General features: G+C 42.7%; 21 protein-coding genes. 15 read left to right on the forward strand and 6 right to left on the reverse strand.

The window, feature by feature from the left end; all coding sequences use genetic code 11:
* Positions 1 to 30: 30 nt before the first annotated feature.
* Positions 31 to 1,032: an SDR family oxidoreductase gene (locus tag NAF17_RS02385; RefSeq protein ID WP_252756379.1), complete on the reverse strand. Its 1,002-nt coding sequence runs from the start codon at positions 1,030 to 1,032 to the stop codon at positions 31 to 33.
* 158 nt (positions 1,033 to 1,190) lie between these two features.
* Positions 1,191 to 2,294: a redox-regulated ATPase YchF gene (gene ychF / locus NAF17_RS02390; protein ID WP_252756380.1), complete on the reverse strand. Its 1,104-nt coding sequence runs from the start codon at positions 2,292 to 2,294 to the stop codon at positions 1,191 to 1,193.
* A 197-nt stretch (positions 2,295 to 2,491) separates the two neighbouring features.
* Between ychF and mgtE the strand changes: the two genes are divergently transcribed.
* Positions 2,492 to 3,862, forward strand: coding sequence for a magnesium transporter (mgtE, locus tag NAF17_RS02395; protein ID WP_252756381.1), 1,371 nt, complete (start codon positions 2,492 to 2,494; stop codon positions 3,860 to 3,862).
* 91 nt (positions 3,863 to 3,953) lie between these two features.
* Complete coding sequence (locus NAF17_RS02400) at positions 3,954 to 4,433, forward strand: DUF5362 family protein (protein ID WP_252756382.1); 480 nt, start codon at positions 3,954 to 3,956, stop codon at positions 4,431 to 4,433.
* Between the two features lie 115 nt (positions 4,434 to 4,548).
* On the opposite strand, the gene NAF17_RS02405 is transcribed toward NAF17_RS02400, so the two are convergent.
* Positions 4,549 to 4,869 (reverse strand): DUF3276 family protein, encoded by a 321-nt coding sequence (locus NAF17_RS02405; protein ID WP_252756383.1) that lies wholly within the window; start codon positions 4,867 to 4,869, stop codon positions 4,549 to 4,551.
* A 126-nt stretch (positions 4,870 to 4,995) separates the two neighbouring features.
* On the reverse strand, positions 4,996 to 6,783 hold the full coding sequence (locus NAF17_RS02410) for an ABC transporter ATP-binding protein (RefSeq protein WP_252756384.1): 1,788 nt from the start codon (positions 6,781 to 6,783) through the stop codon (positions 4,996 to 4,998).
* Between the two features lie 222 nt (positions 6,784 to 7,005).
* On the opposite strand from NAF17_RS02410, the gene NAF17_RS02415 reads away from it, so the two are divergent.
* The 9 genes from NAF17_RS02415 to NAF17_RS02455 all read left to right on the forward strand — a co-directional run bounded on the left by NAF17_RS02415 (position 7,006) and on the right by NAF17_RS02455 (position 13,200).
* The gene (locus tag NAF17_RS02415) at positions 7,006 to 8,091 is read left to right on the forward strand and encodes a Glu/Leu/Phe/Val family dehydrogenase (RefSeq protein ID WP_252756385.1); all 1,086 of its coding nucleotides are present in this window, start codon (positions 7,006 to 7,008) and stop codon (positions 8,089 to 8,091) included.
* Positions 8,092 to 8,133: 42 nt separating this feature from the next.
* A complete protein-coding gene (locus tag NAF17_RS02420) occupies positions 8,134 to 9,081 on the forward strand; it encodes a transcription antitermination protein NusB (protein WP_252756386.1) in 948 nt (315 codons plus the stop codon).
* 83 nt (positions 9,082 to 9,164) lie between these two features.
* Positions 9,165 to 9,608, forward strand: coding sequence for a DUF1573 domain-containing protein (locus NAF17_RS02425; protein WP_252756387.1), 444 nt, complete (start codon positions 9,165 to 9,167; stop codon positions 9,606 to 9,608).
* A gap of 13 nt (positions 9,609 to 9,621) precedes the next feature.
* Positions 9,622 to 9,942 (forward strand): preprotein translocase subunit YajC, encoded by a 321-nt coding sequence (gene yajC / locus NAF17_RS02430; protein WP_252756388.1) that lies wholly within the window; start codon positions 9,622 to 9,624, stop codon positions 9,940 to 9,942.
* Between the two features lie 133 nt (positions 9,943 to 10,075).
* Complete coding sequence (locus tag NAF17_RS02435) at positions 10,076 to 11,023, forward strand: YbbR-like domain-containing protein (RefSeq protein WP_252756389.1); 948 nt, start codon at positions 10,076 to 10,078, stop codon at positions 11,021 to 11,023.
* A complete protein-coding gene (coaE, locus tag NAF17_RS02440; RefSeq protein WP_252756390.1) occupies positions 11,023 to 11,625 on the forward strand; it encodes a dephospho-CoA kinase in 603 nt (200 codons plus the stop codon). The genes NAF17_RS02435 and coaE overlap by 1 nt, the downstream gene beginning before the upstream one ends.
* Positions 11,622 to 12,560, forward strand: coding sequence for an MBL fold metallo-hydrolase (locus NAF17_RS02445; protein ID WP_252756391.1), 939 nt, complete (start codon positions 11,622 to 11,624; stop codon positions 12,558 to 12,560). Before coaE ends, NAF17_RS02445 begins: the two co-directional genes overlap by 4 nt.
* A complete protein-coding gene (locus NAF17_RS02450; protein ID WP_252756392.1) occupies positions 12,560 to 12,721 on the forward strand; it encodes a DUF5522 domain-containing protein in 162 nt (53 codons plus the stop codon). Before NAF17_RS02445 ends, NAF17_RS02450 begins: the two co-directional genes overlap by 1 nt.
* A 29-nt stretch (positions 12,722 to 12,750) precedes the next feature.
* Positions 12,751 to 13,200 (forward strand): MarR family winged helix-turn-helix transcriptional regulator, encoded by a 450-nt coding sequence (locus NAF17_RS02455; protein ID WP_252756393.1) that lies wholly within the window; start codon positions 12,751 to 12,753, stop codon positions 13,198 to 13,200.
* A gap of 160 nt (positions 13,201 to 13,360) precedes the next feature.
* Here NAF17_RS02455 and NAF17_RS02460 read toward each other — a convergent pair whose 3' ends face one another.
* Positions 13,361 to 13,930 carry a phosphatase PAP2 family protein gene (locus tag NAF17_RS02460; RefSeq protein WP_252756394.1) on the reverse strand — a complete coding sequence of 190 codons (570 nt, stop codon included), beginning with the start codon at positions 13,928 to 13,930 and terminating at the stop codon, positions 13,361 to 13,363.
* Positions 13,931 to 14,065: 135 nt separating this feature from the next.
* Here NAF17_RS02460 and glmM point away from each other — a divergent pair, with 135 nt between their 5' ends.
* The 3 genes from glmM to NAF17_RS02475 all read left to right on the forward strand — a co-directional run bounded on the left by glmM (position 14,066) and on the right by NAF17_RS02475 (position 17,038).
* Positions 14,066 to 15,457, forward strand: coding sequence for a phosphoglucosamine mutase (gene glmM, locus NAF17_RS02465; RefSeq protein WP_252756395.1), 1,392 nt, complete (start codon positions 14,066 to 14,068; stop codon positions 15,455 to 15,457).
* A gap of 74 nt (positions 15,458 to 15,531) precedes the next feature.
* Positions 15,532 to 16,668, forward strand: a complete 1,137-nt coding sequence (locus NAF17_RS02470; protein WP_252756396.1) for a cysteine desulfurase family protein — start codon at positions 15,532 to 15,534, stop codon at positions 16,666 to 16,668.
* Between the two features lie 79 nt (positions 16,669 to 16,747).
* Entirely contained in the window at positions 16,748 to 17,038 is a 291-nt protein-coding gene (locus tag NAF17_RS02475; RefSeq protein ID WP_252756397.1) for a hypothetical protein, read from the forward strand.
* A 443-nt stretch (positions 17,039 to 17,481) separates the two neighbouring features.
* Here NAF17_RS02475 and accD read toward each other — a convergent pair whose 3' ends face one another.
* Positions 17,482 to 18,366, reverse strand: coding sequence for an acetyl-CoA carboxylase, carboxyltransferase subunit beta (gene accD, locus NAF17_RS02480; protein ID WP_252757469.1), 885 nt, complete (start codon positions 18,364 to 18,366; stop codon positions 17,482 to 17,484).
* Positions 18,367 to 18,621: 255 nt separating this feature from the next.
* On the opposite strand from accD, the gene fbaA reads away from it, so the two are divergent.
* On the forward strand, positions 18,622 to 19,701 hold the full coding sequence (fbaA, locus tag NAF17_RS02485; protein WP_252756398.1) for a class II fructose-bisphosphate aldolase: 1,080 nt from the start codon (positions 18,622 to 18,624) through the stop codon (positions 19,699 to 19,701).
* The last annotated feature ends 14 nt before the right edge of the window (positions 19,702 to 19,715 follow it).

Below are 19,715 nucleotides of genomic sequence, written 5' to 3' on the forward strand. Positions count from 1 at the left end.
ACGGGCTTTTAAAACTGAATTTGGAACCTATTATGGCATGCCTGCACCGCCGGATGCCCCATAGATTTGCCCGGTGGCATAACTTGCATCAGCGGCGGCTAACTGAACATATATAGAAGCGAGTTCGACAGGTTGGCCGGGGCGGCCCATTGGAGTTTGGCCGCCAAACTGTTTAAGCTTTTCTTGCGTGGCGCCACCGCTTACCTGCAATGGTGTCCAGATAGGGCCGGGGGCTACGCCGTTTACACGGATACCCTTTGGTGCCAGTTGCTTGGCTAAAGACCTTACGTAATTAGTTGTTGCCGCTTTCGTTTGTGCGTAATCGTACAAGTCTGGTGTTGGGTCGGTAGCTTGTTCTGATGTAGAGCCAATAATAGCCGAACCCGGTTTTAAATAAGCCAGTGCGGCTTTAATGGTCCAAAATGGCGCGTAAATATTGGTTTTCATGGTCCAGTCGAATTGTTCGGTACTGATGTCCAATATAGATGCATGTGTTTGCTGGCGGCCGGCATTGTTCACTAATATATCCAGCCCGCCTAATTGTTTAGCAGCATCGTCTACCATTCTTTTACAAAAAGCTTCATCGCGCAAGTCACCGGGGATAGCAACAGCTTTGCGGCCTGCAGCTTTTATTAAAGCAATAACTTCGCGTGCATCTTCTTCTTCGGCAGGTAAATAGTTAATGGCAACATCGGCACCTTCGCGTGCATAAGCTATGGCGGCTGCGCGGCCCATACCCGAGTCACCGCCGGTAATTAAAGCTTTGCGCCCCGCCAACCGGCCAGAACCTTTATAGCTTTTTTCGCCATGATCAGGTACGGGGTCCATTTTGCTTGCTAACCCGGGCCATGGTTGCGATTGCCCGTTAAAAGGTGGTTTGGGGTATTTAGTTTGCGGGTCTTCCAGCGATTGCGCCCTATGGTCATTTAAGGCTGTAGTTGCACCCAATACAGGTGTAACTGCCACTACTGCAAGCCCGGTGCCAATACCGGCTATTACTGTTCTACGGCTAATTTTGTTATCGTTATCCATGAGACTATTTTCTTTATAATATAAATTAATAACTCTTGGTTTCTATTTTGGTTTGATTTGTTTAAAGATAAATTGGAATAATATTTAGTAACGGGCCTGAAAATAAAAAATGCCTTCGTAATCTTACGAAGGCATTTAAAATATAGTTTGATGAAACGTTACACGTTAAACCTAAAGTGCATAATGTCGCCATCCTGCACAATGTATGTCTTGCCTTCTACAGACATTTTACCGTTTTCTTTGATTAATGCTTCAGATCCGTTAAATTTCACAAAATCATCATACTTGATCACCTCGGCACGGATAAAACCTTTCTCAAAATCGGTGTGGATAACACCTGCCGCCTGTGGGGCTGTAAAGCCATTAGTGATGGTCCATGCACGTACTTCCTGTACACCCGCGGTAAAGTATGTGGCAAGGTTAAGCAGGCTGTAAGCCGCTTTTATAAGCTTGTTAACGCCTGATTCAGTTAATCCCAGATCGCCCAAAAACTCCTGGCGCTCCTCAAATGATTCCAGTTCGGCAATTTCGGCTTCTATTTGGGCAGATATCACCAAAACTTCGGCGCCTTCTTCTTTGGCCACTGCCTTTACCTTCTCCACGTAAGCGTTACCGGTGTTAACCGAACCTTCGTCAACATTACAAACGTACATTACCGGTTTTGCGGTAAGCAACCAAATATCTTCAATGTATTCTTTATCTTCTTCTGCAACGGGTGCGGTGCGTGCGCTTTTACCTTCAAGCAAATGGTTTTTGTAAACGGTTAGCACATCGTAGGTTTTTTTAGCCTCTTTATCGCCACCGGTTTTAGCCATTTTTTCTACCTTTTGGATCTTCTTTTCTATCGAATCCAAATCTTTCAACTGTAATTCGGTATCGATGATCTCTTTATCGCGGATAGGGTTAACCGAACCATCTACATGGATCACATTATCGTTATCAAAGCAACGTAATACGTGTATAATAGCGTTAGTAGCACGTATATTAGCCAGGAACTGGTTACCCAAACCTTCTCCTTTGCTGGCACCTTTAACAAGGCCGGCAATATCTACTATCTCTATAACATTCGGAACGATACTTTTTGGGTTAACAATCTCTGTTAATTTTGTAAGGCGTTCATCAGGTACGGTAATTACCCCCACGTTTGGCTCAATGGTACAGAAAGGAAAATTTGCCGCCTGCGCCTTGGCATTTGATAAACAGTTAAAAAGTGTAGACTTACCCACATTTGGCAAACCCACTATACCACATTGTAAACCCATTTGTATATTTTTTTGAATCAAGATGACAAGACGCAGGAATTAAGAAAAGAATCTTGTCTATTGATTCTCGTTTTCCTGCCTCTTTTAAAAGCGCAAAGATAACAGAAAAAAAGCCTTGTAATTTGAAAAAATAAACGACTTTTGCCAGCGTCACAAAAGGCAGCAAAATAGGTTAATAACATGTAAAAACGGAGCTTATGGAAGAGATGGTTGAGCAGGTAGAATTATTACTGAAGCAGGAAGATACTACGCAGCTACAGGAGTATTTAAATAATCTCAATATATCTGACGTTGAGGAACTTATAGATGAACTGCCCGAACATGGTCCAAAATTTATTGAGATCCTGTCCATCAACCGGGCGGTAAATGTGTTCCGCATACTTGATTTTCCTACACAGGAACGTATCATCAAAAAACTTTCGGGAAAAAAGGTAAGCGAGATCATAAACGAACTGCCCCCCGATGACCGTACCGCGTTTTTTAGCGAATTGCATGGCGATGCGGTTACTAAACTGATATTGCACCTATCGCCTGCCGACCGTAAAGAGGCGCTTTCCCTGTTAGGTTATAAAGAAGATAGCGTTGGCCGTTTGATGACGCCCGACTACATTGCCGTTAAAAAAAGTTGGGATGTAAACCGCGTGTTAGCTCACATTCGCCGCTACGGCAAAAATTCCGAAACCATCGATGTTATATATGTGATAGGGGAGAACGGTATCTTGCTGGATGATATCCGGATCCGCGAGATTTTATTGGTAGCACCCGAAACTAAAATCAGCGACCTGATGGATGGCCGCCTGATTGCCCTTAGCGCCAACGACCCTCAGGAAGACGCTATCAATGTGTTCAGAATGAATAACCGCACCGCGCTGCCGGTAACCGATGCTGATAACATCCTGCTGGGTATCGTTACGGTAGATGACATCCTTTGGATTGCAAATGAAGAATACACTGAGGATATCCAGAAAATTGGTGGTACCGAGGCTTTGGACGAACCTTATCTGGATATCAATATTTTTCGCCTGGTAAAAAAGCGTGTAAGCTGGCTAATTGTGCTTTTTCTGGGCGAAATGTTTACCGCTACTGCTATGGGGCATTTTGAGAATGCTATTGCACAAAAAGTTGTGCTGGCTTTATTTGTGCCGCTTATTATATCAAGCGGGGGTAACAGCGGTTCGCAGGCATCAACCTTAATTATACAGGCAATGGCCTTGGGCGAGGTAACAATTTCAGATTGGTGGCGGGTTATGCGCCGCGAGATCATATCGGGTTTATTACTGGGTACAACCTTGGGTGTAATAGGCTTTATGCGGATCTATGTTTGGACGCTATTCAGCAATATCTATGGCGCCGACTGGATGATAGTTGGTTTTGTAGTGGGTATAGCACTTGTAGGGGTAGTGCTTTGGGGCTCGTTAGCGGGATCTATGCTGCCATTGATTCTAAAGAAATTAGGGGCCGATCCTGCAACGTCATCCGCACCATTTGTGGCAACTCTTGTAGATGTTACTGGCCTAATTATTTACTTTACCATAGCCGTGCTGTTTATGCCAGGCATAAACCATTAAGGATATTTGTACCGAAAATTTAGTTTATTTCCTGTTTCGATTTTGATAATTTATATCTTAAATAGAAATTTAAACACCTTAAACTAACACAATGGAAATTGACGAAATGCCGGTACAACCGGTAACCCCCGAACCACAATTTATCCTGAACGAGCAAGCACAGTATTACCTGCTAAAGGCCGGCCAATGGGCGTATTTTTTAGGTATCATGGGCTTTATTGGCACCGCTTTTATTGCTATTATGGCATTATTTGTTGGTACTATTTTCACTACCATGGCCGCTTTGAACCCAATGATGGCTGGCGCTGCGGGTGCAGGTGGTGCAGTTACAGTTTTATATTTATTTATAGCCGCGATAAATTTTTTCTTTGCCTTGTATCTTTATCAATTTGGCGATCGCATCAAAAAAGGAGTGACGTTTCAAAACCAGGAAGAAATCAATCTGGCTTTTGGTAAACTGAAATCGTTTTTTAAATTGAGGGGGATATTTGCTATCATCTACCTTTCATTTATGGCGTTGTTTATACTTATCGCTGTTGTTGGCGGTGCCGCAGCAATGATGGGTAGGTAATACAAAATCAAATAAGAAAGCCCTGCTTACTGGGCTGCCTCCAATAAGTGTCTAACTTTTTGGTGGTAGTCTATAATCCGGGCTTCTTTGTATAATTTAGGTTTGTTATTTCTTATTAGAAAGAGAAATCCTCGTCGGCTTTTGCCGTTTCAACGTTCTCGCCAAACTCGTAGCGTTTTTCAACTACTTCCTGGTGGTCTTTTATATAATCAACCGCGTCTTTAAAACCTTCGGCAAATTTTTCAAAGTCTTCTTTATAAAGAAAAATTTTATGTTTTACAAAAACACCGTCCTCTAAACGTTTTTTACTTTCTGTGATAGTCACGTAGTAATCGTTAGACCTGGTTGCTTTTACATCAAAAAAATAAGTGCGTTTACCTGCCCTTATCTTTTTGGAGTACACTTCTTCACGCTCTCTATTGTCAAAATCTCCCATATTTTTTTTATTGTAATAGTTTTGGTGGTATAAATATATATAAAAAACTAATTGCAAGTATTTAATCTGGCAACAAATAAGCCTTTATTTCATTTTTTACGCCAATTAGGAGTAAAGGCTTGCGCTTTAGGCTTGCTCCTCTTCCTCGAGCAGTTGTTTTTCGTATAACTCAAAGTATGGGCCTTTAAGTTCCATTAGCTGGCTATGTGTGCCTTGCTCTACAATTTCACCATTATCAAGCACTAAAATATTGTCGGCATTTTTAATGGTAGAGATGCGGTGCGATATGATTACACTGGTTTTGCCCTGCATAATACGTCCAAGGTTGTTTAATATTTCTTCCTCGGTACGGGTATCTACTGCCGATAAGCAATCATCAAATATCAATATCTGCGGGTGTTTTACAATGGCCCGGGCTATGCTTACACGCTGTTTTTGCCCGCCTGATAAGGTAACGCCACGCTCACCGATCAAGGTCTCAAACCCTTTCTCCAACTCCATAATGTTGTTATAAACGGCAGCATCTTTGGCGGCTTGCTCTATACGGGGCATATCCAGTACATCGGCGCTAAAGGCAATGTTATGGGAGATGATATCCGAGAACAGGAAAACCTCTTGTGGTACAAAGCCAATTTGCGAGCGGTAATTGTCCAGGTTGAGTTTGGTGAGCGGTCTATCGTCAATTAAGATCTCGCCGCCGGTGGTATCATACATTCGCATTGCCAAGTTGGCAATGGTGGATTTACCCGACCCTGTACGACCAATTATCGCCACCATTTCGCCCGGATTAGCCGTAAAAGAAACATTTTTCAGGGCGGTTATGCCAGTGTCCGGATAATTGAAAGAAACGTTCCTGAATTCTATTTTTCCGGCAAGTTTATGGTCGACAGCCTTTGGTGAAATGATCTCCGGCTCTTCGTGCAAAAACTCGTTGATCCGTTTTTGGGAAGCCGCCGCACGCTGGATCAGTGAGGTAACCCATCCTAAGGATATCACCGGGAAGGCCAGCATATTCAGGTACACAATAAACTCGACGATGTTACCGGGGGTGATGTTGCCTTTCATTACCTCAACACCACCGATGTACATGGTGATCACATTACTCAAACCGATCAGCAACAGCATCGACGGAAAAAACATAGCCTGCACCTTAGCCATGGCCATGCTTTGGGTTTTGTAATCTTCACTTTCGGCAGCAAACTTTTCGCGTACAAAGCTTTCGCGCACGTATGACTTGATGACACGGATGCCCGAAAAGTTCTCTTGTACAAAGCTGGATAGAGAAGACAAGCGCTGCTGGATCTTCTCGCTGCGATATTCGATAACCGTATTTACATAAAATATGATCACCGCCAAGATGGGCAATGGCAGTACCGAAAAAACGGCCAGCCTTACATTTACCGTAAGCATGGCATATATTACCAGTATAAATAATACAATGGTATTAATGGTGTACATGATGCCCGGGCCAAGGTACATGCGCACACGGCTTACATCCTCAGTAACGCGGTTCATCAAATCGCCGGTGTTGTGGCGGCGGTAAAAGGCAAGGGATAAAAGCTGGTAATGGGCATAGATCTCGTTCTTCAAGTCATACTCGATATGCCGCGACATCAGGATAATGGTCTGCCGCATAAAAAACAGGAACAATCCCCTGAGCAATGCCAGCACCAACACCAATAGGCCAAACAGCAACAAACTCGAACCGAAAATATCGTAAATAACCGTTTGCCTGTTAAAACCATCAAATAATTGGTAAACGCCGATATTCTCTGTAACCAGGTCAAAAGCTATGCGGATAACCTGTGCCGGCAGCACACCAAATATGTTCGATATAATCACAAACAGTATACCCGGCACCAGGCGCCAGCGGTATTTATAAAAGAATTTATTGAGGTATGCGAGGTCTTTCATTTATTAGCAGTCCGAAAAGTCAGTAAAGTCCGCAAGACCGGAAGATGCTGCCTTGTGTTTCAAAAGTACATGTTTAATAGTAACTCTTAAGTAAAAAGTAGCTGTAATGTTCTTCTTTCAGACTTTCCGGCTATCGACTTTCCCGACTTTAACTTTGCCACGCAAAAAAAAACCTCTACTTTTGCCGAACGATAATTAATATACATTTGCCGCGTCCATAAAATGTTTGTTCAACAACCCACCGATAGTATATTTAATCAGCTCGATGCCTTTGGACACAAAAAAGTTGTGTATTGCAGCGACCCGGATACCGGTTTAAGGGCGATCATTGCGATACATGATACCACACTTGGCCCTGCTTTTGGCAGTACCCGTATGTGGGCATACAAAACCGAGGCAGATGCTTTGAATGATGTTTTGCGCCTTTCAAAAAGTATGACTTACAAGTGTGCTATTGCCGGCTTAAATATGGGCGGTGGCTATTCGGTTATCATCGGCGATTCGCACAAGGATAAGAACGAGGCGCTGATGCGTAAGTTTGGCCGCTTTATCAAAAACCTTAATGGGGAGTTTATTACATCTGAAGATGTGGGTACCAACCCGCGCGATATGGAGTACATCCGTATGGAAACGCAGCACGTTACCGGCATCCCCGAAAGCTTAGGCGGTAGTGGCGACCCATCGCCAATTGCAGCTAAAGGTGTTTACATGGGTATTAAAGCCTGTGTAAAAGAACTGTTTGGCAGCGATAGCCTTACAGGCAAAGCGGTAATTGTACAAGGCATTGGCCATGTTGGCGAAAACCTGGTGAAGTTACTGCGCGACGAGAACGCCAAGGTTTACATTAGCGATATTAACGACGAACGCACCCGCCAGGTATCTAAAAAATATGGTGCCGAAGCAGTATCCAATAATTCGATATTTGATATCGACGCGGATATTTATTCGCCCTGCGCATTAGGCGCTACTATCAATACCGAAACCATCGCCAAGATAAAATGCGGCATTATAGCCGGATCGGCCAATAATCAATTACAGGACGAGCATGAGCACGGGCAGATGTTGCTGGAGAAAGGCATTCTGTTTGCGCCCGACTATGTTATAAACGCGGGCGGTATTATTAACTGCTACTCGGAACTGATGGGTTTTAGTAAAAAACGCACCCTTCAGCTTACCGAAAATATTTACGAGGCAACCCGTAATGTTTTGAAACTTTCTAAGTTGGAAAATATTTCTACTACTAACGCGGCAAATAAAATTGCCGAAAAGCGTATTGCTGATATTAAAAAAGTAAAATCAACCTATTAAAATTTATCATCAGCCCATTGCGGGCATAATCGTTCTTACAACATGTTAAACAGAAGGCACCTTAGGGTAAAAGTGTTACAGTCGCTGTACGCGTTCCACCAATCGGATACAAGAGATATTAAAGCGCACGAGAAAAACCTACTCAGCAGTATCGATCAGGTTTTTGAAATGTATATCTGGATGCTATCGCTCATAAGCGAAGTTATTGATTACAGCGAAACCGATGCGGCCGAGAGGGCCAACAAACATTTGCCAACGGCCGATGACCTTAACGCCAGTGTTAAGATCATGAGCAACCGTTTCCTGGTATCGTTAAAAGATAACCGCGATTACCTTATCGCGCTTAAAAAGTATAAAGTTGAATGGTCGTTTGATCCTGAACTTGCAAAATCACTTTTCACCGCGCTGAAAAATTCAACCGAGTATGCGGAATACATCGCAAAAACGGACGATACCCTGCAGACGGATAAAGACATTATTAAGTTCATCTTTAAAAAAGTAATCCTTAAATCGACATTAGCTGAGCAGGTTTTTGAGGATAAATTTATATACTGGCCGGTTGATCGCGAGGTGCTTCAGGCTTTGATCGCAAAAACATTCAAAAACTTTTCATCAGATAATTACGCCGAAAACAAGCTTGCCGACATTAGCGGTAACTGGGTTGAGGACAGGGAGTTTGTGGTGAACCTGTTTGAGCAAAGCATCCGCCATGATGTAGCTTACCAGGAGCTAATAGCACAAAAGACCCTGAACTGGGAGCCTGACCGTATCGCGATGATGGATACGCTACTAATGAAGATGGCTATTGCCGAGTTTATTAACTTTACATCCATCCCGGTTAAGGTTACCATTAACGAGTACCTGGAGATCTCGAAGGAGTTTAGTACACCTAAGAGTAATTCGTTTATAAACGGTATATTAGACAAGATTTTGTTTGAGCTAAAAGAGCAGAACAAAATAAAGAAAATAGGCAGGGGATTGATTGAGTAGTGTTGGCGAATTCCTATTGCTATTATAAGAAAAATATTTGATAATCCCGTTAGCTATCGGTTAATAAATTAAAATAAACCCAAATGAAAAAGCTGTTTTTATGTGCAATTGTTGCAGGCATGCTGTTTACAGCCTGTAACCAAACCGGCCAAAATGCAAGCGCGGCTGTTGCTGATAATGGTAATACAAGCGCAACCAACGCGCCTGTTATGAAGTTTGAAAAAGAAACTCACGACTTTGGCAAAATTGCCGAAGGTGCAAAGGTTACTTATGAATTTAAGTTCACTAATACCGGTAAATCGCCTTTAATTATTAAAGATGCCGTGGCAACCTGTGGCTGTACCAAGCCCGAGTGGCCTGTTACCCCAATACAACCGGGTGCAGATGGTGCTATAACAGTAACTTTTAACAGCGCCCACAAAATGGGTTTGCAGGATAAACAAATTACCATTACATCCAATACCAACCCTGCGCAAAGCATGGTACATTTAATTGGCGAAGTAACCACACCAACAACTACTAAATAATTTAAATATACAGATGATAAATACAGTTTTATTACAAGCCGGCGGAGGCTTAGGTTTACCACAATTACTTATGTTTGGCGCAATTGCCGTGGTGTTTTACTTTTTCATGATCCGCCCCCAAATGAAGAAACAAAAAGACCAGAAGAAATACGTTGACGAGCTTAAAAAAGGCGATAAAATTGTAACCACTGCCGGTATCCACGGTAAAATTTACGAAGTTGCCGATACTACTTTCCTTGTCGAAACAGAAGGCGGAGGCCGCATCCGTTTCGATAAATCTGCCGTATCGTTAGATGCTTCAAAAGCATTGAATACGCCGGTTGTTACTAAATAAGGTTTAAAGGATAAAGGTAAAAGGCGAAGGGTATTGGCACAGGTTTATAGCTTGCCATATCTTTCGCCTTTTCGCTTTAAAAACTTTTGCTTTACCTTTAACCTTTCGCCCTTGACCCTTTACCTCAAGAAAAATGGCAATAATTAAATTATCTGCAATTGAGCGCCGGCGGTTATCAGCCTTTGTAACCTGCTTTGTAATTGCCATAGTTGCATGGATTTTTACCACGTTGTCCAATCCCTACAAATTCAGTATAAAACAGGTAATCGTATTTAAGAACGCTCCTCAGAAACGCGCTTTTCATCCATTACAGCCAGATACGGTTAATGCCACGGTACAGGGTACAGGCTGGCAAATGCTGATGTTCAGAATGAGTGACGAGAAGAAGGTAGTTACGGTCGACCTTCATACTATCGACCCCAAAAATTACGTGGTACTTAGTTCGCAGCTAAAGCAAATTAATGCCAATAAGGATATGGAGCACGAGATCATCGCTATAACTCCCGATACCTTGTTTTTTGATTTTAGCAGCCGTACGGTAAAACGTGTACCTGTCGAATTGGTACAGGCAGTTAACTATCAAAAGCAGTTTGCACAATCAGATAACATCAACATAAAACCCCGTTATGTGACCATTAGCGGCCCGGCCGAGATTTTAAAGAAGATAACTTCGTGGAAGACAGACACCATTAAAATTAATAATGCGAACGAGGATTATTACGGCCGCATAAAGGTTCAGGGCGTTAGGGAGGGTAACCTCAGCGTACTGCCTAAAACGGTTATGGTGAACATTCCTATTGATGAATACACCGAGAAAACGATAGAAGTGCCCGTAAAGCTGGTGAACAACCATAATTATTACGATGTGAAGATATTCCCACAAAAGGTTAAGGTAACGTTCACCACATCGTTAACCCGTTACCCGGATTTGAGCGAAGATGATTTTGAAGCCGTTGCCGACCTGGAACTATGGCGGCATAATGGCTATAGTGTATTACCGATAAAAGTAACGCGCATGCCATCGTACAGTAAAGTGGTAAAAATAGTGCCGCAGAATATTGATTTTATCATTAAAAAATAATGTTTAAAGTAGGCATCACCGGTAATATAGGCAGCGGCAAAACCACCGTTTGCAAGATATTTGAGGTATTGGGTATCCCGGTTTTTTATGCTGATGATGCCGCCAAAGATGTGATGGTAACCGATGCCGAACTGATTGCCTGTATTAAACAAACCTTTGGCAAAGAAGCCTATTTTGAGGATGGCACGCTCAACCGCAAGCACATTGCAGGTATTGTGTTTAACGATAAAGAGCAGCTTGCCAAACTGAATGCACTGGTTCATCCGGCTGTTTTTCGTGCTTTTGATAAATGGGTGCTCAACCAAAAAGAGGTGCCTTACGTACTAAAGGAAGCCGCTATATTATTCGAGAGTGGCTCCTATAAAAAATGCGACAGGGCTATAATGGTTACCGCACCATTAAACCTCCGCATAAAACGAGTTACCCAGCGCGACGGCATTACCGCCGATGAAGTAAAGGCCCGGAACGACCGCCAGTTTACCGAAGAAAAAAAACTGGCCCTGGCCAACGATGTAATTAAAAATGATGATACGCAGCTCGTTATCCCGCAGGTATTAAAACTGCACCAGCTGTATCTATCCATCGCCCAAAAAAATTCATGATATTAGACGATTTTATTGCCTTTAATGCCAATGGCCTGTACTGCCGTTACGCCGATTTTTACCTTGATCCGCAATTGCCGGTTACCAACGCCGTAATAAGCCACGCCCACGCCGATCATGCCAAAAGCGGTAACGCCAATGTTTATACCACCGCTGCTACTTATGCCTTTATGCAACTGCGCTACGGCAAAGGCGCGGCTAAAACAAGCCATATAATGGCCTACAGCGCGCCATTTACTATTGGCGAGGTACAGGTCACCTTTATACCCGCGGGGCATATGCCGGGTTCCGCACAGGTGCTGATGGACTATCAGGGCACACGTTACCTGTATACCGGTGATTATAAACTACAGCCCGATACCACCTGCGAACCCTTTGAGTTTGTAAAGGCCGACGTGCTGATAACCGAAAGTACCTTTGCAGACCCCAACACCGGGCACCCCGATCCGGTAGAGGAGATCAAGAAGCTGAACGACATTAAAATAAACATCTTGCTGGGCGCTTACAGCCTGGGTAAAAGCCAGCGGTTGATCAGGATGATAAATGATTACGCGCCGCAGAAAAAGGTGCTGGTACACCACCGCATTATGCCTATCAATGCCATCTATCAAAAGTTAGGTTACGAGTTAGGCAAAAATCAGATCTATGGCCGCAAACTCATGAAAACGCAGGAGGAGTGGATATACATCGTTCCGCCGTTTACATTTGAGAGTTATATAAGGGCTACGGGGGTGAAGCGCTTGTTTGCATCGGGTTGGAAAAACCTGCAGGTGAACAACCAGGATACCCTGTATATATCTGACCATGCCGATTGGAACGACATTATCAAAACTATCGAACAAACTGAACCACAACAGATCTGGACGCTGCATGGCGATGGCACACATTTAAAAAATTACTTTAATAACAATATTTTTGTGAAATTGCTGAGCTGATGCTGCAGGAGAATGTAGATTATTATATTAATGAGGATGGTAACTTCGTTTTTACAAAAGAATACCATTTAAAGCGTGGTTATTGCTGTAAGAACCAATGCCTGCACTGCCCGTGGAATTACCGGGGCGAGGATAAAACTGAACAGAAAAGAAAAAAATAAATAGGTTATATTTGCCGAATAGTTAAATTATGGGAATAGAGGAAGATATAAAAAGCACGAATTTTGAGGATAATTACCACAAAGCGGTAATTAACATTAATTATACGTACGGTTGGATCAACAACTACATGCGCCCGGAATTTGAGCGTTATAAACTTACCCAACAACAATTTAATATCCTGCGCATACTACGTGGCCAGTACCCAAAACCTGCCACCGTAAATTTGTTAAAGGATAGGATGATAGACAAGATGTCGGATGCATCGCGTATAGTAGACCGCCTGGTTCAAAAAGGCCTGGTATCGCGCTGTACAAACTCCCGCGACCGCCGCGCCGTGGATATCCGCATTAGCGGCGAAGGTTTAGAGATCCTTAAAAAAACGGATGCCAGCTTTAAAATCAAAGACCTGTTTAAACAAAATCTCAGCGAAGAAGAAGCAGGACAATTGAGCGATCTGCTGGATAAGATGAGGGGATAATTTAAGAGAGTCAGGGTTTTTAGAATCAGGAAAATATACCAGGCGCTTAGTAGGCGCCTTTTTGTTTGCGAATCCTTGTCAGTCTGAGTTTGTCGGAGACTTATGCGAGCCACAAATGGTTCGAGGTGTTCACCATGATATTTATAGTTTTGAACGATTTCTACGCCTGAAACCCCGGAACTACCTTTCTAAACACAAACGCAAACAGCACTCCTGCCAAACTGCCATAAATAGCCCCGCCGATAACATCAACTGGGTAATGTACACCCACATAAACCTGTGCAAAGCAAATGATAGCTGCCCATAAAACCATTGCTGGCAGTACCCATTTCCACCGTTTAAAAAATATAAAGCTTAAAAATGCGGCTATGGCAAAATGATCTGTAGCGTGTGTGGATGGGAAGCTATAGCCCGGGCCGCAGGCTACGCGGTTAATGTCGGTTTGTACAGTCGCCGGGTCGCGGCAGGGGCGAAGGCGGTGAACGTAGGGTTTAATGATACTGGCGCTGGTAAAGTCAGCAAAGCCAACGGCAATAGCTAAAAATACTACCAGTATAATGCCCTGTTTCTTGTATCGCCAGATGCTAAAAATAATGATGAACAGGTACAGCGGGATCCAGAATTTGGGGTTGCGCATCAGCGGCATCAAACCGTCAAAAATCGAGTTTGAAAGGTCGTGATTGATAAAGTAGAATAAATGCCGGTCAAAGTTTAGCAGGAAATCGGGCATCGGGTTATGGTGGTGATATACTTAGTGTTTTGAACCGTGGTAAATATAGCCAATAAATTGATGTGCAAACTATTGCTTTTTTTTCAATGCCATACCTTAAATATTCTTATTTTTGCGGCTAATCATCTATATATTTTGACACTCATAAAATCAATTTCGGGCATCAGGGGTACCATAGGTGGTGCAGCCGGCGACGGTTTAACCCCTTTGGATATTGTAAAATTTGTATCTGCATACGGTAGTTGGGCGGTAAAACGCACGGGTATTAAAAAGATAGTTTTGGGCCGCGATGCCCGCCTATCCGGCAGTATGGTAAACAACCTGGTGATAGGCACGCTGCAAGGTTTGGGTATTGATGTGATAGACTTAGGCTTGTCAACCACACCAACTGTTGAAGTTGCCGTGCCGGATGAAAAGGCTGCGGGTGGTATCATCCTCACTGCAAGCCATAACCCAAAACAATGGAACGCCCTTAAATTATTGAACGAAAAAGGTGAGTTCATCAATGATATTGATGGTAAAGAAGTTTTAGAAATTGCTGAGAACAGTGATTTTATATATGCAGACGTGAATGATTTGGGTACTGTTACCAACGACGACAGCTATCTGCAAAAACATATCGACAAAGTGCTGGCCTTACCTTTGGTAGATGTTGCCGCGATCAAAAAAGCAAATTTTAAAGTAGCTATTGATTGCGTTAACTCTACAGGTGGTATTTTTGTACCGGCCTTGTTAAAAGCACTTGGTGTAGAGGTTATCCATGAGCTTTATTGCGAGCCTGATGGCAACTTCCCGCACAATCCGGAGCCTCTGCCTGAAAACCTGGTAGCCTTGTCCCAAGAGGTTTTAAAAACCAAATCCGATTTGGGTATAGCTGTTGACCCGGACGTTGACCGCCTTTGCTTTGTTTGCGAAGATGGAAGCATGTTTGGCGAAGAGTATACATTAGTTGCCGTTGCCGATTACGTGTTGAAAAATACAAAAGGTAACACGGTATCAAACCTTTCATCAACCCGTGCCCTGCGTGATGTTACCGAAAGTGCCGGTGGCGAATACCATGCTGCCGCGGTAGGTGAGGTGAACGTGGTTAACAAAATGAAAGAAGTTAATGCCATAATCGGTGGTGAAGGTAACGGCGGAGTAATTTACCCCGAACTGCACTATGGCCGTGATGCTTTGGTGGGTATAGCTTTGTTTTTAACACATTTGGCTAATTACGGCAAACCGGTATCGGTTTTAAGGGCATCATACCCAAGCTACTTTATCTCTAAAAATAAGATCACGTTAACACCGGAGATGGATATCGACGCGTTGTTGTTAAAGGTAGAAGAGAAATACCAAAAACAGCCGCACTCTACCATCGATGGTTTAAAAATAGAGTTTGACAAGCAATGGGTGCACCTGCGCAGGTCAAACACTGAGCCTATTATCCGCATTTATTCTGAAGCAAATTCGGAAGCTGTTGCAGAGAGTTTGGCTAACAAGATCATCACTGATATAAAAGAAATTTTGAATTTAAACGAATAACAGATAAACCTTTAGGGTTGGGAATCCTGCTGGTTAACTGTTATTTTTACTGCCTGTAATAATTAAAAGAAACGATGCGAGTTTATTTCGACAACGCCGCTACTACCGCTATTGATCCGGAAGTTTTAAAGGAAATGTACAAGGCGATGGAAGGCCAATTTGGCAACCCTTCGTCCATTCATTCACATGGGCGAGAGGTACGCACTTTAATAGAGCGTTCACGCAAAACCATTGCCGGCTTGCTGCATACATCGCCTGCCGAGATATTTTTTACCAGCGGTGGTACCGAGGCCGATAACATGGCCATCCGTTGTGGTATTGTTGATCATAAACTAACGCATGCCATCACTACTAAACTGGAGCACCATGCGGTAGTGCATACGCTACAGGCAATGGAAAAAGCAGGTGTTATCAAATTAAGTTATGCCGATGTTGACTGTAGGGGTAACGTTGATTATGAGCACCTGGAAACTTTATTAAAAACCAACGACCGCAGTTTTGTTTCCCTGATGCATGCCAATAACGAGTTGGGTACCTTAACAGATATCCAACGCGTAGGGGAGATCTGCGAGGCTTACAACGCCATGTATCATAGCGACACGGTACAAACGTTAGGCCATTACAAGCACGACCTTAAAAAGCTTAAATTGCACTTTATGGTTTGTGCGGCTCATAAGCTACACGGCCCAAAAGGAGTTGGCTTTTTACACATCAACCATAAAGTTAAAATTAGCCCGATGATATATGGCGGATCGCAGGAGCGCAATATGCGTGGCGGTACCGAAAATGTTTATGGAATTGCAGGCCTCGCCAAAGCGCTTGAAATGGCTTATGTTGATATGGATGCCCACCAGGCGTATATTCAGGGCTTAAAAAGTTATATGAAAGCCCAACTGGAGCAAAACGTTCCGGGTGTAGAGTTTAATGGCGAAACTGATCCTGCTAAAAGTTTATATACCGTATTAAACGCTTCTTTCCCGGAGATGGAAATGGCAGATATGCTGTTATTTAATCTGGATATTGCAGGTATCTCGGCATCTGGCGGCAGTGCCTGCAGCTCGGGTACGGATATTGGCTCACATGTGTTAACGGCAATAGGCGCTAATCCTAATAGGCCATCGATTAGGTTCTCATTTTCTAAATATAACACTAAAGATGAAGTTGATTACGTGGTAGCTAAGCTTAAAGAGCTTTGCATGGTTAGCGCATAATATGCAAGTAATTTCTAAATTTGAAAAAAAATGGCCTTGTTTTTGATAGTTTATTAGTTAATAATTAAAAACTAAAAACATGGAAAGCAACGAAAAAAACCCGGAATATACTCCGAGCCACAACCCAAACGAAACACCTGAAGAAAGCCAATCAGACAACGAAGGCACAGGATACCGCCAGCAAAACGAGCAGGAACAACAGCAGGATGGTGCTGATACATCATATAGCGAACAAAATGATGTAACCCCGCCGGATAGTCACGAGTTTCCGGCCACAGGGGCAGCAACTAAAACAAATTTTACCAGCCGTAACCAAGGCCGCACCACAGGCCGTATGTTAGGCCACGAGCCGGGTACTGAGGGGATATAGTCCTTTGTGATGCCGAACGTATATAAAGTATCTATTCTCCGCTATGCATGGTTGCGATTTGCATAGTTCATTACAGATCCTTCGCTATCGCTCAGGATCACAAAGTGAAATAGAAAAGGCCATTCGCAAAACTAGCGAATGGCCTTTTGCTTTACAGGATTTTCATAAAATTGCGGAATGAATTTCGAAATGTTTTTTCATTTGCCATTTATCTTTATCATCGCATTATTAGTTTACTGGCTTTCTCATAAAATTCGGGATAGTATTATGAGTGCAATTTTGTATTATACCTTACTATTTGCTGCCAGCATCATTATCTACCTTGTTTTATTAGTAGGATTGGTTTATATCACAACTGAAAGTTCGTCTTTTTAACAACATCTTATTCAACAAAAGGCCATACGTAAAACTAACGAATGGCCTTTTTTGCGGATTGTATTTTGTTATTGAGCCTGTTGCTCAGACTTTTCTTCTTTCTTAACAACTGGCGCAAGCATTTTAAGAAATGATGCCAGTTTTTCTTTCATCTCCCTACGGTCGACTATAAAATCAAGGAAACCGTGCTCCTTTACAAACTCAGCGGTTTGGAAGCCTTTTGGAAGGTCTTTTTTGATAGTTTCTTTAATAACTCTCGGGCCTGCAAAACCTATCAGCGCGCCCGGCTCGGCAATGTTAATGTCGCCCAGCATCGCGTATGATGCGGTTACACCGCCTGTGGTAGGGTCAGTCAATAAAGATATGTAAGGAACTTTTGCCTGGCTTAATAAAGCAAGTTTAGCAGATGTTTTAGCCATTTGCATTAACGAGAATGCAGCCTCCATCATACGTGCACCGCCCGATTTGGAGATCATCATGAAAGGTACTTTGTTAGTGATACTATAATCTATAGAACGTGCTATTTTTTCGCCCACTACAGATCCCATCGAACCGCCTATAAAGTTAAAATCCATACAGGCAATAACCAATTCCTGTCCGTTCATTTTACCATGAGCGGCGCGGATAGCATCGGTTAAACCTGTTTTGGTTTTAGTTTCTTTTAACCTGTCGGTATATTTTTTGGTATCGGTAAATTCTAATGGATCGCCTGAATGCAGGTTGGAAAACAGTTCGGTAAACTGGTTATCATCAAACAAAACAGAAAAGTATTCTTTTGAACCAATGCGTAAATGGAAACCACAGTAGTGGCAAACGTATTGGTTTTCAACCTGTTCAGAGTAGTGTAAAGGTTTTTTACAGTTGGGGCATTTGTTCCAGATGCCGTCAGGGGCTTCTTTCTTCTCCTCAGTAGTCGTAATTATCCCTTTAATTTCTCGCTTAAACCACGCCATGTCTATTTCTAAGTCTTTCAAGTACTGCAAAGAAACAAAAAATATCACAACAAGTTTGTAAATGTTAACAGAAGTTAAAGTTGTTGCAAGTGTTTCTGCAGGGTAGCTAAGTGTAAAAATAACACCCAATATAAAGCCTTAAGCAGCTTTAATGCACATTTATTGGCATTTAGCTAAGCGTAATTGGCTAAAACTTTAATAATGATATAGGTAAAACCCATAATTTTTATAACTTCGAGCCCCAAACATACGCTCATGGATTTAAAAAATATTAAAGGTGTTCTGCATGGTGACCAAGTGCAGGAATTATTTGAAGCAGCTAAAAAACATCAGTTTGCTTTACCTGCCGTTAACGTTATCGGCACAAACACTATTAACGCGGTAATGGAAACAGCTGCGGCTGTTAACTCACCTGTTATTATCCAGTTATCAAACGGTGGTGCCCAGTTTTACGCTGGTAAATCATTAGATAATTCAAAATTACAGGCCTGCATATTAGGTGGTGTATCTGCTGCTAAGCACGTGCATTTATTAGCCGAGCATTACGGTGTTGCGGTTATTTTGCACACCGACCACGCCGCTAAAAAATTATTGCCGTGGATAGACGGTTTATTAGAGCATGGCGAGAAATTTTTTGCTGAAACCGGCAAACCGTTGTTCTCATCGCACATGTTAGACCTTTCTGAAGAGACTATCGAAGAAAATATTGAAATATCTGCTAAATACCTTGAGCGCATGGCCAAAATGGGCATGACTGTAGAGATCGAGCTTGGCGTTACCGGTGGCGAAGAAGACGGCGTTGATAACTCTGACGTTGATAGCTCACGTTTATATACCCAACCAGAAGAGGTTGCTTACGCTTACGAAGAACTTTCTAAAGTTAGCCATCGTTTTACCATTGCTGCTGCTTTTGGTAACGTGCATGGTGTTTACAAACCGGGGAATGTTAAATTACAGCCGGTTATCTTACACAACTCACAAGAGTTTTTGAAAGAGAAACATAACCTAACTGCCGAGAAACCGATCAACTTTGTATTCCACGGTGGTTCTGGTTCAAGCCAGGAAGAAATTCGCGAGGCGATATCTTACGGTGCTATTAAAATGAACATCGATACCGATATGCAGTTTGCATTTTGGGAAGGTATAAGAGATTACTACCAGGCTAAAGAGGGCTATTTGCAAACACAAATTGGCAGCCCTGATGGAGAAGATTCTCCAAACAAAAAATATTACGACCCACGTGTTTGGTTGCGTAAAGCAGAAGAAACCTTTGTAAAAAGGCTTACCGAAGCTTTTGGCGATCTTAACTGTATAGACGTTAACAGCAAACTGTAACTGTTACAAAACTA

Origin of the sequence: Mucilaginibacter aurantiaciroseus (assembly GCF_024055595.1) — a bacterium.
Taxonomy (GTDB): Bacteria; Bacteroidota; Bacteroidia; order Sphingobacteriales; family Sphingobacteriaceae; genus Mucilaginibacter; species Mucilaginibacter aurantiaciroseus.